This is a genomic window from Kitasatospora sp. NPDC090308, assembly GCF_044769485.1.
GTDB lineage: Bacteria > Actinomycetota > Actinomycetes > Streptomycetales > Streptomycetaceae > Kitasatospora > Kitasatospora fiedleri.
In genome coordinates this window covers 1-16,223 of sequence record NZ_JBIVXY010000024.1, presented here as the reverse complement: position 1 = coordinate 16,223, position 16,223 = coordinate 1, and the positions used below count along the sequence as shown (strand labels likewise).

10 protein-coding genes are annotated in these 16,223 nt (G+C 71.2%); 9 read left to right on the top strand and 1 reads right to left on the bottom strand.

The window, feature by feature from the left end; genetic code table 11:
* Nucleotides 1–465: 465 nt before the first annotated feature.
* The gene (gene eccCa, locus ACIQVD_RS32425) at nucleotides 466–4,419 is read right to left on the bottom strand and encodes a type VII secretion protein EccCa (RefSeq protein ID WP_400693378.1); all 3,954 of its coding nucleotides are present in this window, start codon (nucleotides 4,417–4,419) and stop codon (nucleotides 466–468) included.
* 565 nt (nucleotides 4,420–4,984) lie between these two features.
* Here eccCa and eccD point away from each other — a divergent pair.
* The 9 genes from eccD to ACIQVD_RS32380 all read left to right on the top strand — a co-directional run bounded on the left by eccD (nucleotide 4,985) and on the right by ACIQVD_RS32380 (nucleotide 16,006).
* Nucleotides 4,985–6,454: a type VII secretion integral membrane protein EccD gene (eccD, locus tag ACIQVD_RS32420; RefSeq protein WP_400693376.1), complete on the top strand. Its 1,470-nt coding sequence runs from the start codon at nucleotides 4,985–4,987 to the stop codon at nucleotides 6,452–6,454.
* A gap of 87 nt (nucleotides 6,455–6,541) precedes the next feature.
* Nucleotides 6,542–6,832 carry a 30S ribosomal protein S15 gene (gene rpsO / locus ACIQVD_RS32415; protein WP_030462697.1) on the top strand — a complete coding sequence of 97 codons (291 nt, stop codon included), beginning with the start codon at nucleotides 6,542–6,544 and terminating at the stop codon, nucleotides 6,830–6,832.
* A gap of 378 nt (nucleotides 6,833–7,210) precedes the next feature.
* Nucleotides 7,211–9,421, top strand: coding sequence for a polyribonucleotide nucleotidyltransferase (locus ACIQVD_RS32410; protein WP_100840441.1), 2,211 nt, complete (start codon nucleotides 7,211–7,213; stop codon nucleotides 9,419–9,421).
* Between the two features lie 103 nt (nucleotides 9,422–9,524).
* Complete coding sequence (locus tag ACIQVD_RS32405; RefSeq protein ID WP_400693371.1) at nucleotides 9,525–10,877, top strand: M16 family metallopeptidase; 1,353 nt, start codon at nucleotides 9,525–9,527, stop codon at nucleotides 10,875–10,877.
* A 26-nt stretch (nucleotides 10,878–10,903) separates the two neighbouring features.
* A complete protein-coding gene (dapB, locus tag ACIQVD_RS32400) occupies nucleotides 10,904–11,650 on the top strand; it encodes a 4-hydroxy-tetrahydrodipicolinate reductase (RefSeq protein ID WP_400693368.1) in 747 nt (248 codons plus the stop codon).
* Between the two features lies 1 nt (nucleotide 11,651).
* A complete protein-coding gene (locus tag ACIQVD_RS32395; protein ID WP_400693365.1) occupies nucleotides 11,652–12,119 on the top strand; it encodes a hypothetical protein in 468 nt (155 codons plus the stop codon).
* Nucleotides 12,120–12,160: 41 nt separating this feature from the next.
* On the top strand, nucleotides 12,161–12,946 hold the full coding sequence (gene thyX / locus ACIQVD_RS32390) for an FAD-dependent thymidylate synthase (RefSeq protein WP_100840437.1): 786 nt from the start codon (nucleotides 12,161–12,163) through the stop codon (nucleotides 12,944–12,946).
* Nucleotides 12,947–13,249: 303 nt separating this feature from the next.
* A complete protein-coding gene (dapA, locus tag ACIQVD_RS32385; protein WP_100840436.1) occupies nucleotides 13,250–14,149 on the top strand; it encodes a 4-hydroxy-tetrahydrodipicolinate synthase in 900 nt (299 codons plus the stop codon).
* 171 nt (nucleotides 14,150–14,320) lie between these two features.
* Nucleotides 14,321–16,006, top strand: coding sequence for a ribonuclease J (locus ACIQVD_RS32380; protein ID WP_100840435.1), 1,686 nt, complete (start codon nucleotides 14,321–14,323; stop codon nucleotides 16,004–16,006).
* Nucleotides 16,007–16,223 lie beyond the last annotated feature (217 nt).

Below are 16,223 nucleotides of genomic sequence, written 5' to 3'. Positions count from 1 at the left end.
TCCGATCCACTGAGCGGCGGTGTGGGGGTCGGGAGCGCTATCGCCTCCGAAGCACGGTCTCGCGGTCTGGTTCTGCTTCGCTCCCGGTTCGCCAGGTTGCCTGGGCGAGTTGGCCCAGTCAACGCGGGATCGGCTGCGGATTCCGTTGTCGTAAGGCCGTTCTGCCTGCGGAACGCAGCTCCGGAGCGCGCGGGACGTATGTTTCCGTAGTGTCAACTCCGGTGAACCGCGCTTGAATCGAAGGTGAAGTGAGCTGGGTAACGCCCGATTCCAAGGCGCTCCACCGTGCCGTGCTGCTGGGCCGAAAACCGCCCCTGACCGGCCCGGAGGGGTACGGGAACCGAAGGAAAACCGCGAAAAACGGAAGATAACGTTATGACACCGTTCCGGGGCGAGAGTGCCGAAAGGGCCGGACCCCTTCCGGAGTCCGGCCCTTTCGGTCACCGTGCGTGAACGGCGTCCCGACTAGATCTGCGTCGGCAGCCAGCCGGTCTGCACCGTCTGGCCCGCCTGGATCCGGCGGGAGACGAACACGCCGCGGCCCGGCGGCTGCGGCTGCGGCTTGACCGTGCCCAGCAGCGCGCCCTCGCCCTTGTCGCCGGAGAGCAGCAGGCCCTGGCCGCCCAGCTCGCGCATCCGCTGCATCACCGGCTCGAACAGCGAGCGGCCGGCGCCGCCCGCGTTGCGGGCGATGATCAGGCGCAGGCCGATGTCGCGCGCGAACGGCAGGAACTCCGCCAGCGGCGCCATCGGGTTGCCCGACTGGGTGGCGACCAGCTCGTAGTCGTCCACGATCACGAACATGTCCTTGCCGCTGTACCAGCTGCGGTTGCGCAGCTGCTCCGGCGTGACGTCCGGGCCGGGCAGCCGGCGCCCGCAGGCCCCGCGCAGCATTTCCACGATCGCCGACATGGCGGGCGCGGCGGCCGCGTACTCCACCAGGTACTCCGGCGGCACCACGCCGAGCAGCGAGCGGCGGAAGTCGCCGACCACGATGCCCGCCTGGTCCGGGGTGTACCGCTCGGTGATCTGCTTGATCAGCATCCGCAGCATCGCCGACTTGCCGGACTCGCTCTCGCCGAAGACGACGAACAGCGGGTCGGTCTCGAAGTTGACGAACACCGGCGCCAGCTCGACCTCGTCGACGCCGAACGCGACGCCCAGCTCCGGGTGCTCGAAGCCCTTGGGCAGCGAGTGCCCGTCCAGCACCGGCGGCAGCATGCGCACCTGCGGGGCCCGCGGGCCGGTCCAGGCCGCGTTGACCTGGGCGACCAGGTCGGCCACGCCGTCCACCAGGTTCGCGACCTCGCTGGAGCCGTCGATCCGCGGCAGGCCGGAGAGGAAGTGCAGCTGGTCGGCGGTCAGGCCGCGGCCGGGGATGGCCGGGACGTTCGCGGCGACCTTGCGGCCGATCTCGGACTCCATCGAGTCGCCGAGCTTGAGCTCGACCCGGTTCTGCAGCTGGTCCTTCAGCGCCGGGCGGACCTCGGCGTAGCGGGCCGCGGTGATCACCACGTGCACGCCGTAGCCGAGACCGCGCTGCACGATGTCGGCGATGACCGGCTCCAGGACCTCGAACTCCTGCTTGAAGGTCAGCCAGCCGTCGATGAACAGGAACACGTCGCCGAACTGCTCGTCGGGCAGCTGCCCGGCGGCCCGGCGGGACCGGTAGGTGGCGATGGTGTCGATGCCGGTGGAGCGGAACAGCTCCTCCCGGCGGTTGAGCACGCCGTGCACCTCGCTGATCATGCGGCGGACCTTCTCGACGTCCAGCCGGCCCGCGACGCCGCCGACGTGCGGCAGGTCGGCCAGCGAGCCGAAGCCGCCGCCGCCGAAGTCGAGCAGGTAGAACTGCGCCTCGACCGGCGTGTGGGTGACCGAGAAGCCGGCCACGATGGTGCGCACCATGGTGGACTTGCCCGAGCGCGGACCGCCCACGACCATGCCGTGGCCGGCGGCGCCGGAGTAGTCCAGGTACATCACGTCGCGGCGCTGGTCGCGCGGCTTGTCGACGATGCCGACCGGGACGACCAGGTTGCCCTGGCGGACGGCCGCCGGGGTCAGGCCGCGGTCCGGGCTGACCTGCAGCGGCTCCAGCAGGCTGTCCACCGACGGCGACTCGTCCAGCGGCGGCAGCCACACCTGGTGGGCCGGCGGGCCCTGGCCGATCATCCGCTGCACGAACACGTCGAGCATGGTGTCCAGCAGCGCCTCGTCGGTCTCCTCCTCCTCGGGGAGCTCGGGCAGCACCTCCACCTCGGGCTCGACCACCTCGACCTCGGCGGCGGTGAACAGCACCGGCTGGGCGGTGACCACCTGCCCGCCGACCGCGCGCTGGGCGCCCGGCGCCCGGTACTTGCCGGAGACGTACGCGGCGCGGAAGCGCTCCATCACGTCGGAGCCGAACTTGAGGTAGCCCACGCCGGGGATCGGCGGCAGGTGGTAGGCGTCCGGCACGCCGATCGCGGCCCGCGACTCGGCGGCCGAGAAGGTGCGCAGGCCCAGCCGGTAGGAGAGGAAGGTGTCCAGGCCGCGGAGCTTGCCCTCCTCCAGCCGCTGCGAGGCCAGCAGCATGTGCATGCCGAGCGAGCGGCCGATCCGGCCGATCTGGATGAACAGCTCGATGAAGTCCGGCTTGGCGGTGAGGAGTTCGGAGAACTCGTCGATGATCATCAGCAGCGAGGGCAGCGGGTCGAGCGGCGCTCCCGCCGCGCGGGCCCGCTCGTACTCGTTGATGTTCGCGTAGTTGCCCGCCGCGCGCAGCAGCTCCTGGCGGCGGTTCATCTCGCCCTCGATCGCGTCGCGCATGCGGTCGATCAGGGTCGCTTCGCCCTCGAGGTTGGTGATCACGGCCGCGGTGTGCGGCATCTCCGACATGCCGGCGAAGGTCGCACCGCCCTTGAAGTCCGCGAGGACCAGGTTCAGCACCTCGGAGGAGTGGGTGACCGCCAGCGCCAGCACGATGGTGCGCAGCACCTCGGACTTGCCGGAACCGGTCGCGCCGACGCACATGCCGTGCGGGCCCATGCCCTCCAGCGAGGCTTCCTTGATGTCCAGCCAGACGTACTCGCCGTTGCTGCCGACGCCCAGCGGGACGCGCAGCTTCTCGCGCATCGGCTTGGGACGCCAGTGCCGGGTCGGGTCGAAGGAGCCCGGGTCGCCGGTGTGCATCATCTCGGTGAAGTCCATCGACACCAGCGACGGGTCGCTGTCGTCGCCGCCCGCCGAGGCCCGGAACGGCGCCAACTGCCGCGCCAGCGCCTCCGACTGCCAGGCCGACAGGGTGTCCGGCTTGCCCGGGTAGCTCGCCCCGGAGGCCGCCTCCAGCAGCAGCTCGTCCTTGCCGACGGTGATCACCAGGTGGCCGTTCGGCTCGTCCAGGTCGCCCGGGACGACCTCGATCACGGTGACGCCCTGGACGCCCTCCGGACCGGCGATCACCGAGTCGACCGGCACCGAGGCGCCGTCCATGATGACCACCAGGTGCGGCTGGTCCGGGGACGGCGTGCTGTCCCGGGAGAAGCCCTTGCGGCCGGCCAGCTCGTTGGCCAGCAGCTCCTCCAGCTCGCCCAGCCCGGAGGCGATCAGGCGGCGCGAGCCGGCCCCGTCGCTCTCCTTGCGGTGCTGGGTGTGCGGCAGCCACTTCGCCCACTCCCACTCCTCCACCGCGCCGGGCGCGGCGGCCACCCCGATCATCAGGTCCTCGGGGGAGTGCAGGGTCGCCAGCTGGGCCACCATCGCCCGCACGTTGCCGTACACCGAGTCCGGGTCGCCGCACACCGTGATGTGGTAGAACGCCCGCAGCGAGACCGCCAGCGGCAGGTCCTGGAGGGTGCCGTGGGTCTTGATGAAGGTGCCCATCGCCTCCGCGGCGAGCGGCTCCAGCTCGTCCATCGGCGCGGTCTGCGGCGCCACCAGCGGCGTCGACAGCTGGAGCGGACCCAGGCCGACCCGGATCTGCGCGAAGTCGGTGTCCGTCGGCCGGCGCTCCCACAGCCGGCGGCCCTCGGCCACCACCGACCACAGCTGGTCCGGCTCCGGGTGGGTGAACAGCAGCGCGCCGCGCTGACGCTCGGCCGTGCGGCGCACCTCGCGCCGCTTCTGCTGCAGGTACTTCAGGTAGTCGCGGCGCTCGTCCGAGGTGGCCGCGCTGCCGCCCTTGCGGGCCCGGACGATCTGCGCCACCGCCATCGCGGCGGTGGAGGCGATCATCAGGACGCCCATCATCTTCATCGGGCCCTGGCCGCCCTGGAACAGGAAGGCCGCGCTGCCGCCCATGCCGAGCATCGGCATCAGCGTCATCAACCAGTCCTCGCCGCCGCCGCGCGGCAGCTCGGGCGGCGGAACCAGCTCGACCGGCTCCTCCGACACCGCGGGCGGGAACGCCCGCGGCGGGCGCTTCACCGTCACCGTACTCATGCGCCCACCCCGCCAGCGCTCGGCGCGCGCTTCGCACGCGCGCGCTCCTCGACGAGGAACTCGCTCCGCTCGTTCATACCGTCACCCCGTCCCGGGCGGCAGCCGCAGCGCGCGACCCGCCGTTCTCAACGGCGCGCCCTCCCAGGGCACTTGACAGGGGGCACCCCCATCGCTCGCTCACAATCCGCCCTCACGCATCTGGATACGTACGGTGAGGGCGCCCCGTGTGATGACGCCGCCCCCGCTCCGCCGAACCGCAGGCGCGCGGGGCTGCCGCGTCTTCGACCGCCGCCCCCGTACGCCGTGCGCAGGGGCCGATCCTACTGCGCACGCCAAGCGGTTCGTCCACGGGGTCGCACCGGTTCCCGCACGGCCCTGACCGCCCGTCAGCCGCGCCGCCCGGCCCGACCGGCGCGGAACCGCGCCGCACCCGGCGTACACCGCCCTTCCCGCGGAGGGTAAGGTGTCGCCGCGCCAACTCTCGTTCGGACCGTGACAGTTCCGGAGCCGTTGCGACGAGTGGTCAGCAGCCTTGCCGACACAGCCAACGAGGGGGAGAGGGCCGGTGAGCAACAACGCAACGACCGGTTTCTGCCGGGTCACCGTAGTGGCGCCCGACAGCCGGATCGACGTCGCCCTGCCGGAGGACGTCCCGCTCGCGGACATCTATCCGGAAGTGCTCAGGCTCTCCGGACAGACCCAGGTGGACGGAACGCCGACCGGCTTCCACCTGGTCCGGCGGGACGGCACCGTGCTGGACAGCGGACTGCCGCTCGCGGCCCAACAGGTCCGCGACGGCGACCTGCTGAGCCTGCGGCCGTTCGCCGAATCACTGCCGCCGGCCGTCTACGACGACGTCGCGGACGCCATCGCTTCCGCGGTCGAGGCCGACCGCCGGTTCTGGAGCCCCGACCTGATGCGGGCCTTCGGCCTGATCGCGGGCACCGTGCTGCTGGCGCTGCTGGCCTTCGCGCTCTGGTTCTCCGACCTGCGGCACAACATGTTCGGCCTGCCCGGCATCCTGTCCGGCGTCACCGCGATCGTCCTGGTGACCTTCGCCGGCGTGCGCGCCCGGGTCTACGCCGACCACACCGCCGCACTGGCCCTCGGCCTCGGCGCGCTGCCGCACGCCATGCTGGCCGGCTCCGGCATCATCGACGTCCCCGGCGCCGGCGACGGCCCCGGCCGGCTCCAGTTCCTGGTCGGCTGCGTCACCGTGCTGGTGGTCTCCGTCCTGCTGGTCGGCCTGCTCCCGGAGAAGGACTCGGTGTTCGTCGCCGCCGCCTTCCTGGCCGCCGCCGGCACCCTGGCCACCTTCGCCGCGGTCCTGATGTCCGGCACCGCGGTCACCGACATCGCCGCCGTCACCGGCGTCGCCGCGGTCGCCGTGATCGGCTTCCTGCCCGCGCTCTCGGCCCGCTTCGCCCGCCTGCCCGTCGGCTTCAGCGCCCCCGGCCAGACCCGCACCCGCGGCACCGCGTACGGCGAGGAGGCCAACAGCGCCGAGACCGTCCAGTACGAGCGGATCGCCGCCCAGGCCCGCCGCGGCCACGAGGTGCTGGTCGGCCTGGTCGGCGGCGCCTCCGCCACCATCGTCGGCGCCTGCACGGTGCTCGGCTTCAGCGACCGCACCTGGGCCGAGCTGCTGGCCCTGGCCATCGGCGTCTCCACCATGCTGCGGGCCCGGCTGTTCCGCTACACCGCGCAGGTCTTCGCGCTCACCATCTCCGGCCTGGTCGCGCTCTCCCTGCTGATCCTCGGCCTCGCCCTGCACACCCCGGTGCACCTGCTGCTCACCCAGCTGACCACCGGCTCCACCGGCGGCACCGACCTGCGCACCGTCTGGCTGGCCGCGTCCATCGCGGCGGGCGCGGCGGTGATGACCGCCATCGCGCTGATCGTCCCGCGCTCGGGGGTGTCCCCGTTCTGGGGCCGCATCCTGGACATGGTCGACAGCCTGATGCTGCTCTCGCTCGTCCCGCTCGCCCTCGCCGTGCTCAACGTCTACAACGTGGTGCGCGGCGCGACCAGCTGAGCCGGACTGCTAGGGTTTAGTGGACCGAGTCTTGTCAGGTCCTGTGCTTCCTACCAGGACCGCTCGGACACACCGAAGGAGATGCCCGTGGCCCTCGCCGCTGACGTCAAGAAGCAGATCATCGCCGAGTTCGGCCAGAAGGAGGGCGACACCGGCTCCCCCGAGGTGCAGGTGGCCATGCTCTCCCGCCGGATCTCGGACCTGACCGAGCACCTCAAGTTCCACAAGCACGACCACCACTCGCGCCGCGGCCTGCTGATCCTGGTCGGCCAGCGCCGCCGCCTGCTGCAGTACCTGGCCAAGAAGGACATCGAGCGCTTCCGTACCCTGGTGGACCGCCTCGGCATCCGCCGCGGTGCCGCCGGCGGCGCCCGCTGACACCGCTCGTAGGGGCGGCTCCCCTCTCCGGGGGAGCCGCCCTTCGGCGCATTCCGCGCCACCCCGCGACCACGCCCCGCGACGAACCCGTCCGCGTAAAGCCGCGCTCGGTAGGGTGTGAATTTGTAAGGTAAAGGGCATGCCCGCCCTTGCGGGCCGGAACAAGGCTTCAAACGGAAGCCGCCCGCACCCCGCAGGAGCGTCCACACGCCGACCGCCGCACGCCGAGAGGCGCCGGTCCTCGGTAGTGGCCGCCGGGAACCCCGCGAGAGGGTCCGACCCGGTGGCTTCGATCGAAGACCGGCCCAGTTGCCCGGGCCACGGCAGGCAAGCGCAGGGACGCTCCTGGGGAGACGTACAAAAGAGGAGATCTTCCAGGTGGAAGAGAACGTTTTCTACGCCGAAGCCGTCATCGACAACGGCAGCTTCGGTACCCGCACCATCCGCTTCGAGACCGGCCGCCTGGCCCGCCAGGCCGCCGGCTCCGCCGTGGCCTACCTGGACGACGACACCATGGTGCTGTCGGCCACCAGCGCCTCGAAGCAGCCCAAGGAGCACTTCGACTTCTTCCCGCTGACGGTCGACGTCGAGGAGCGGATGTACGCCGCCGGGCGCATCCCCGGCTCGTTCTTCCGTCGCGAGGGCCGCCCCTCCGAGGACGCGATCCTCACCTGTCGCCTGATCGACCGCCCGCTGCGCCCGTCCTTCGTCAAGGGCCTGCGCAACGAGATCCAGGTCGTCGTGACGGTCATGGCGCTCAACCCCGACCACCTGTACGACGTGGTGGCCATCAACGCGGCCTCCGCCTCCACCCAGCTGGCCGGCCTGCCGTTCTCCGGCCCGATCGGCGGCGTCCGCGTCGCGCTGATCAACGGCCAGTGGGTGGCCTTCCCGACCCACTCCGAGCTGGAGTCGGCCGTCTTCGACATGGTCGTCGCCGGCCGCGCCCTGCCCGACGGCGACGTCGCGATCATGATGGTCGAGGCCGAGGCCACCGACAAGACCATCAAGCTGGTCGAGGGCGGTGCCGAGGCCCCCACCGAGGAGGTCGTCGCCGCCGGCCTGGAGGCCGCGAAGCCGTTCATCAAGGTGCTGTGCGCCGCGCAGTCTCAGCTCGCCAAGCAGGCCGCCAAGCCGACCGGCGAGTTCCCGCGCTTCCTGGAGTACCAGGACGACGTGCTGGCCGCGCTGACCTCCGCCGTCAAGGACGAGCTCGCCAAGGCGCTCACCATCGCCGGCAAGCAGGAGCGCCAGAACGAGCTGGACCGGATCAAGGGCGTCGCCGCCGACAAGCTGCTCCCGGAGTTCGAGGGCCGCGAGAAGGAGATCAGCGCCGCCTACAACGCGCTGACCAAGAAGATCGTCCGCGAGCGCGTCATCAAGGACAAGGTCCGCATCGACGGCCGCGGCGTCACCGACATCCGCACCCTGGCCGCCGAGGTCGAGGCCATCCCGCGGGTGCACGGCTCGGCCCTGTTCGAGCGCGGCGAGACCCAGATCCTGGGCGTCACCACGCTGAACATGCTGCGCATGGAGCAGCAGCTCGACACGCTCTCCCCGGAGACCCGTCGCCGCTACATGCACAACTACAACTTCCCGCCGTACTCGGTTGGCGAGACCGGCCGGGTGGGCTCGCCCAAGCGCCGCGAGATCGGCCACGGCGCCCTCGCCGAGCGCGCGATCCTGCCGGTCCTGCCGTCCCGCGAGGAGTTCCCCTACGCGATCCGCCAGGTCTCCGAGGCGCTCGGCTCCAACGGCTCCACCTCGATGGGCTCGGTCTGCGCCTCCACCATGTCGCTGCTGAACGCCGGTGTGCCGCTCAAGGCCCCGGTCGCCGGCATCGCGATGGGCCTGATCTCCCAGGAGATCGAGGGCGAGACCCACTACGTGACCCTCACCGACATCCTCGGTGCCGAGGACGCGTACGGCGACATGGACTTCAAGGTCGCCGGCACCCGCAACTTCATCACCGCCCTCCAGCTCGACACCAAGCTCGACGGCATCCCGGCCTCCGTGCTGGCCGCCGCGCTGAAGCAGGCCAAGGACGCCCGCCTGCACATCCTCGACGTCATGAACGAGGCCATCGACGCGCCCGACGAGATGTCCCCGAACGCGCCGCGGATCATCACCATCAAGATCCCGGTGGACAAGATCGGCGAGGTCATCGGCCCCAAGGGCAAGATGATCAACCAGATCCAGGAGGACACCGGCGCGGACATCACCATCGAGGACGACGGCACCATCTACATCGGTGCGGTCGACGGCCCCTCGGCGGAGGCGGCCCGCTCGACGATCAACCAGATCGCCAACCCGACCATGCCGGAGGTCGGCGAGCGCTACCTGGGCACCGTGGTGAAGACCACCACCTTCGGCGCCTTCGTCTCGCTCATGCCGGGCAAGGACGGCCTGCTGCACATCTCGCAGATCCGCAAGCTGGCCGGCGGCAAGCGCGTCGAGAACGTCGAGGACGTGCTCGCCGTCGGTGCCAAGGTGCAGGTCGAGATCGCCGAGATCGACCCGCGCGGCAAGCTCTCGCTGATCCCGGTCATCGAGGGCGAGGAGGGCGGCGAGGCCGCCGCCTCCGAGTGACCTCCCGGTAGCACCCCGCGGCCCGCACGCCCCCACCGGCGCGTGCGGGCCGCACCCTGTTCGTGAAGTCCTGTTCGTGCAGCAGCAGTTGGAAGGAACACCCGTGGCCCAGGCCTCGGCGGCGAAGCAGCGCCCCGGAACCACCCGGACCCTGCTCAAGGGCACCGACGGCGCGGGCACCGTCCGCCGTACGGTGCTCCCCGGCGGCCTGCGGGTCGTCACCGAGACCCTCCCGACGGTGCGCAGCGCCACCTTCGGCATCTGGGTCGGCGTCGGCTCCCGCGACGAGACCCCGGTCCTCAACGGCGCCACCCACTACCTCGAACACCTGCTCTTCAAGGGCACCGCCCGGCGCGACGCGCTGGAGATCTCCGCCGCGCTCGACGCGGTCGGCGGCGAGATGAACGCCTTCACCGCCAAGGAGAACACCTGCTACTACGCGCGGGTCCTGGACACCGACCTGCCGCTCGCCATCGACGTGGTCTGCGACATGCTGACCGGCTCGCTGATCCGCCCCGAGGACGTGGAGTCCGAGCGCGGCGTCATCCTCGAGGAGATGGCGATGGCCGAGGACGACCCGGGCGACGTGGTGCACGACCTGTTCGCCAAGGTGATCTTCGGCGAGTCCCCGCTCGGCCGCCCCATCCTGGGCACCCAGGAGACCGTCACCGCGCTCACCCGCGACCAGATCGCCGGCTTCTACCGGCGCCGCTACAAGCCGGAGAACCTGGTGGTCGCCGCGGCCGGCCACCTCGACCACGCCGAGGTGGTCAAGCTGGTCGAGCGGGCCTTCGCACCCGTCCTGGCCAAGTCCAAGGGCCACCCCGCCGAGGTCCGCCGCGGCGTCAAGGCCGTCCGCACCGCGGGCCGGGCCGCCGTCCTCAACCGCCCCACCGAGCAGGCCCACCTGGTCCTCGGCGTCCCCGGCGTGCCGCGCCACGACGAGCGCCGCTGGGCGATCGGCGTGCTCAACGCGGCCCTCGGCGGCGGCATGAGCTCCCGGCTGTTCCAGGAGGTCCGGGAGAAGCGCGGCCTGGCCTACTCCGTCTACTCCTACTCCTCCTCGTACGCCGACACCGGCCTGTTCGGCATCTACGCCGGCTGCCAGCCCAAGCGGGTCGAGGAGGTGCTGAGGATCTGCCGCGCCGAACTCGCCCGGGTGGTCGACGAGGGCATCACCGAGGAGGAGCTGCGCCGCGCCATCGGCCAGATCTCCGGCTCCACCGTGCTCGGCATGGAGGACACCGGCTCGCTGATGAACCGGATCGGCAAGGCCGAACTCTCCTACGGCCACCACCTGTCGGTGGACGAGATGCTGGCGAAGATCGCCGCGGTGACCCTGGACGACGTGCACGCCGTCGCCCGTGATGTGCTGGGGGCGCACCGCCCCTCGCTCGCCCTGATCGGCCCGATCAACGACCGGCGGGCGGCCAAGCTCGCCGACCTGCTGGTCTGACCGACCGGCCTGAGAGGATGACTGACATGACGCTGCGCGTCGCCGTGATCGGCGCCGGGGGCCGGATCGGCTCCGAGGCCGTCAAGGCCGTCGAGGCCGCCGAGGACATGGAGCTGGTGGCCGCGCTGGGCCGCGGCTCCGACCTGACCGAACTCACCGCGTCCCGGGCCGACGTCGCCGTCGAACTCACCCACCCCGACGCGGTGATGGGCAACCTCGACTACTGCCTGCACCACGGCATCCACGTGGTCACCGGCACCACCGGCTGGAACGACGTCAGGCTCGCCGAGGTCGAGGGCTGGCTCGCCGCGAACCCGGCCGTCGGCCTGCTGATCGCCCCGAACTTCTCCATCGGCGCGATCCTCGGGATGAAGTTCGCGCAGACCGCCGCCCGGTACTTCGAGTCCGTCGAGGTGCTCGAACTGCATCACGACCGCAAGGCCGACGCCCCCTCCGGCACCGCCACCCGCACCGCCCAGCTGATCGCCGCCGCCCGCGCCGAGGCCGGCCTGCCCCCGCAGCACGACCCCACCACCCACGGCCTGCCCGGTGCCCGCGGCGCCGACGTGGACGGCGTCCCGGTGCACGCGGTGCGGCTGCGCGGCCTGCTGGCCCACCAGCAGGTGATGCTCGGCGGCGAGGGCGAGACCCTGACCCTCCGGCACGACTCGACGCACCACAGCAGCTTCATGCCCGGCATCCTGCTCGGTGCCCGGAAGATCGCCGACCACCCGGGCCTCACCTTCGGCCTGGAACACTTCCTGGACCTGTGACATGACCTCCCGCACCGGCTTCTTCGTCCTCTCCGGCGTCCTGCTGCTGGTCAGCCTGGTCTGCGTCGGCGAGGGCGTCCAACTGGTCGCCACCGGAAAGCCGCTGGGCATCGGCATCGGCCTCTGCGCCTTCGTCATCCCGGTGATCGGCATCTGGTTCCTCGCCCAGACCGTCCGCTTCGGCCGGGCCAGCGAGCGGCTCGCCCGCGAGCTGGAGGCCGAGGGCGGCCTGCCGGTCGACGAGCTCCGGCGCACCGGCGGCGGCCGGATCGACCGGGCCTCCGCCGACGCGGTGTTCACCCGCCGCAAGGCCGAGGCCGAGGCCGACCCGGCGGACTGGCGCAACTTCTTCCGCCTCGCCGTCGCCTACGCGGACGCGGGCGACGTGCCGCGCGCCCGCAAGGCGATGCAGCACGCCATCAAGCTGCACGACGCCCACGGTGCCGGGGCCCCGGCCGCCCGACCGTAGACTGAACCGGTCCCCCCTCCAGACTCCCCAGGACGTTCTCCATGCGCGCAGTCGAACCCCAGGTCCACCTCATCGCCCGCCCCGAACTCGACTACGACGAGGTCGCCGCCTACCTCCAGGACGTCGGCGGCGAGAGCTGGCTGGAGCGGGTCGACCGCGGCGACCTGGACGACGCCCAGAACCTGGCCGAGTTCGCCGGCCGGATCTGCTACCGCTCGTGGAAGCCGGGCCTCAACCCGAACGTCACCAAGGTCCGCACCGACCAGGACGTCTACCTCAAGAACATCCTGGCCAGCGCGCACGGCTCGGTGCTGGAGCACGTCTCCTTCACCTTCGTCCTGCACAACGTCAGCCGGGTGGTCACCCACGAGCTGGTCCGCCACCGGGCCGGCGTCGCGGTCTCCCAGGAGTCGCTGCGCTTCGTCCGCCTCGACGACATCCCGTTCTGGTTCCCCGAGTGGGCCCGGCAGGACGAGGCGCTGATGGCCCGGGCCACCGGCCTGATGAAGGAGATCGAGGAGTTCCAGCACTGGATGGCCGACCACTTCGGGCTGGACGAGGAGGGCGTGCCCTTCCACGAGAAGAAGGAGAAGACCTCCTTCATGCGCCGCTTCGCCCCCGAGGGCCTGGCCACCGGCCTGGTCTGGACGGCCAACGTCCGCACCCTGCGGCACGTGATCGAGAACCGCACCGCGCCGGGCGCCGAGGAGGAGATCCGGCTGCTGTTCGGCAAGATCGGCGAGCTGATGGTCAAGGAGGCCCCGTCGCTGTTCGGCGACTACACCGTCGAGGACGGCGCCTGGGTGCCGGGCTGGCGCAAGGTCTGACGGGCCGTCGGCGCACCGGCCCGGCCGCCCTCACCCGTGCGGCCTGCGGCCGGCGGCGGCGGTGCGCCCGCTGACCTGCGCCGACGGGCAGATGGGCGGACTGTCCGGCATGTCTGGATTGCGGCTTTCTCGGCCGCTCCATACGCTCAGGACACGGATTCCGGTGCTGCGTGAACCCCCGAGCGCGCAGCACCGGAATCCCATGTCCGGCCCGGGTTCCGCCGCCCAGACCACCGCCCCGCACTGTCCAAACCCTGGACCTGCGTGGCTACCGACCACCGCCCTACGAGTAGCTTTGGACCCATGGCTCCGACCTCCACACCGCAGACGCCCTTCGGCCGGGTCCTGACCGCGATGGTCACCCCGTTCACCCCCGAAGGGGACCTCGACCTCGACGGCGCCCAGCGCCTCGCCGCCCACCTGGTGGACTCCGGGAACGACGGCCTGGTCCTCAACGGCACCACCGGCGAGTCGCCCACCACCACCGACGCGGAGAAGTCCCGCCTGGTGCGGGCCGTGGTCGAGGCGGTCGGGGACCGCGCCCACGTCATCACCGGCGTCGGCACCAACGACACCCGGCACAGCGTGGAGCTCGCCCGCCAGGCCCTGGAGGCCGGCGCGCACGGCCTGCTCGCCGTCACCCCGTACTACAGCAAGCCCCCGCAGGAGGGCCTGTACCGGCACACCGTCGCCATCGCCGACGCCACCGACCTGCCGGTCATGCTCTACGACATCCCCGGCCGCTCCGGCGTCCCGCTCGACCTGGACACCCTGGTCCGGCTCGGCGAGCACCCCCGGATCGTCGCCAACAAGGACGCCAAGGGCGACGTCGCCGCGGCCTCCTGGGCCGTCGCCCGCGCCGACCTCGCCTGGTACTCCGGCGACGACAACCTGACCCTGCCGCTGCTCTCGGTCGGAGCCGTCGGCGTGGTCAGCGTGGTCGGCCACGTCGTCGCCGCCGAGATGCGTGCCATGATCGAGGCGTTCACGGCCGGCGACACCGCCAAGGCGCTCGCCGTCCACCAGTCCCTGCTCCCGGTCTTCAGCGGAATGTTCCGCACCCAGGGAGTGATCCTCGCCAAGGCGGCGTTGAACCTTCAGGGACACCCGGCCGGCCCGCTCCGGCTGCCCCTGGTCCCCGCCACGGACGCGGAGACCGCCCGGTTGAAGGAGGATCTCGCCGCCGGCGGGGTACACCTGTAACCAACAACAGACGTGCGCGTCCCCGGCTCGCCGGACCCACCCGGGTCCGCCGCTGGACCGGGACCGAAGGCGCGCGGCACTCGGCAGTCAGGTAACCACGATGGACGCGCGCCATATGCCACCGGGGGAGGAACCCCCCGGGCATGTGGCGTGCGTCGTGAGGAGAGTCTTTTGAGCCACCCGCACCCCGAACTCGGCGCGCCGCCCGCACTCAAGGAAGGCGCCCTCCGCATCACCCCGCTCGGCGGCCTCGGCGAGATCGGCCGCAACATGACGGTCCTCGAGTACGGCGACCGCATCCTGATCGTCGACTGCGGCGTCCTCTTCCCCGAGGACGAGCAGCCCGGCGTCGACCTGATCCTCCCCGACTTCAGCTACATCCGGGACCGCCTCGACAAGGTCGACGGCATCATCCTGACCCACGGCCACGAGGACCACATCGGCGCCGTGCCCTACCTGCTCCGGGAGAACCCGGACATCCCGCTGATCGGCTCGAAGCTCACCCTCGCCCTGATCGAGGCCAAGCTCGCCGAGCACCGCATCCACCCCTACGTTCTGGAGGTCGTGGAGGGCGACCGCGAGCGGATCGGCCCCTTCGACTGCCAGTTCATCGCGGTCAACCACTCCATCCCGGACGCCCTCGCCGTCGCCGTCCGCACCCCCGCGGGCATGGTGGTCGCCACCGGCGACTTCAAGATGGACCAGCTCCCGCTGGACGGCCGGCTGACCGACCTCCCGGCCTTCGCCAAGCTGGCCGAGGAGGGCATGGACCTGCTGCTGGTGGACTCCACCAACGCCGAGGTCCCCGGCTTCATCCCGCACGAGCGCGACATCTCCGCGGCCCTGCGAAACGTCTTCGCCAACGCGGACAAGCGCATCATCGTCGCCTCCTTCGCCAGCCACGTGCACCGCATCCAGCAGGTGCTGGACGCCGCGCACGAGTACAAGCGCAAGGTCGCCTTCGTCGGCCGCTCGATGGTCCGCAACATGGGCATCGCCCGCGAGCTCGGCTACCTGAAGGTCCCCGGCAACCTGCTCGTCGACGTCAAGACACTCGACGACCTCCCTGACAAGGAGGTGGTGCTGATCTGCACCGGCTCCCAGGGCGAGCCGATGGCCGCGCTCTCCCGGATGGCCAACCGCGACCACCAGATCCGCATCGTCGAGGGCGACACCGTCGTCCTCGCCTCCTCGCTGATCCCCGGCAACGAGAACGCCGTCTACCGCGTCATCAACGGCCTCACCCGCTGGGGCGCCAAGGTCGTCCACAAGGGCAACGCCAAGGTGCACGTCTCCGGCCACGCCTCGGCCGGCGAGCTCCTGTACTTCTTCAACATCTGCAAGCCCAAGAACCTGATGCCCGTCCACGGCGAATGGCGCCACCTGCGCGCCGCCGCCGACCTGGGCATCGCCACCGGCATCCCGCGCAACCGCGTGGTCATCGCCGAGGACGGCGTCTGCGTCGACCTGGAGAAGGGCGTCGCCCGGATCGTCGGCAAGGTCCAGGCCGGCTACGTCTACGTGGACGGCTCCTCGGTCGGCGACATCACCGAAGCCTCGCTCAAGGACCGCCGCATCCTCGGCGAGGAGGGCTTCATCTCGGTCTTCGTGGTGGTCGACTCCGCCAACGGCAAGATCGTCAGCGGCCCGACCATCCAGGCCCGCGGCTCCGGCATCGAGGACAACGCGTTCACCTCGATCGCCTCCAAGCTGGAGGAGGCCCTGACCCGCTCCGCCGGCGAGGGCGTCCTGGAGGTCCGCCAGATCCAGCAGCTGGTCCGCCGGACCGTCGGCAAGTGGGTCGCGGACAACTACCGCCGCCGCCCGATGATCCTCCCGGTCGTCGTCGAGGTCTGAGCCACGGCCTGATTTGACCTGGGGCAGCCCGGTGCGTAGTGTTCTCCGGGTTGCCCCACGGTCGTGCGGCTTCGCTCCGGATTCGAATTCGTTCGAATCAGGGCGGGGAAAACAGGCCGAGAAACTCTGGTAGAGTTCGGGAGCGCCGAAAGGCGAAAGCGAATCGGATCGAATGAAACTCCGGAAAACGGAGCGGAAAACGTCTGATAAGCTGGGA

Coding starts and splice junctions, on each gene's coding strand:
- thyX (WP_100840437.1), top strand. CDS start 12,161: ATGCGCGCAGTCGAACCCCAGGTCCACCTCATCGCCCGCCCCGAACTC.
- ACIQVD_RS32395 (WP_400693365.1), top strand. CDS start 11,652: ATGACCTCCCGCACCGGCTTCTTCGTCCTCTCCGGCGTCCTGCTGCTG.
- dapB (WP_400693368.1), top strand. CDS start 10,904: ATGACGCTGCGCGTCGCCGTGATCGGCGCCGGGGGCCGGATCGGCTCC.
- dapA (WP_100840436.1), top strand. CDS start 13,250: ATGGCTCCGACCTCCACACCGCAGACGCCCTTCGGCCGGGTCCTGACC.
- eccCa (WP_400693378.1), bottom strand. CDS start 4,419: ATGAGTACGGTGACGGTGAAGCGCCCGCCGCGGGCGTTCCCGCCCGCG.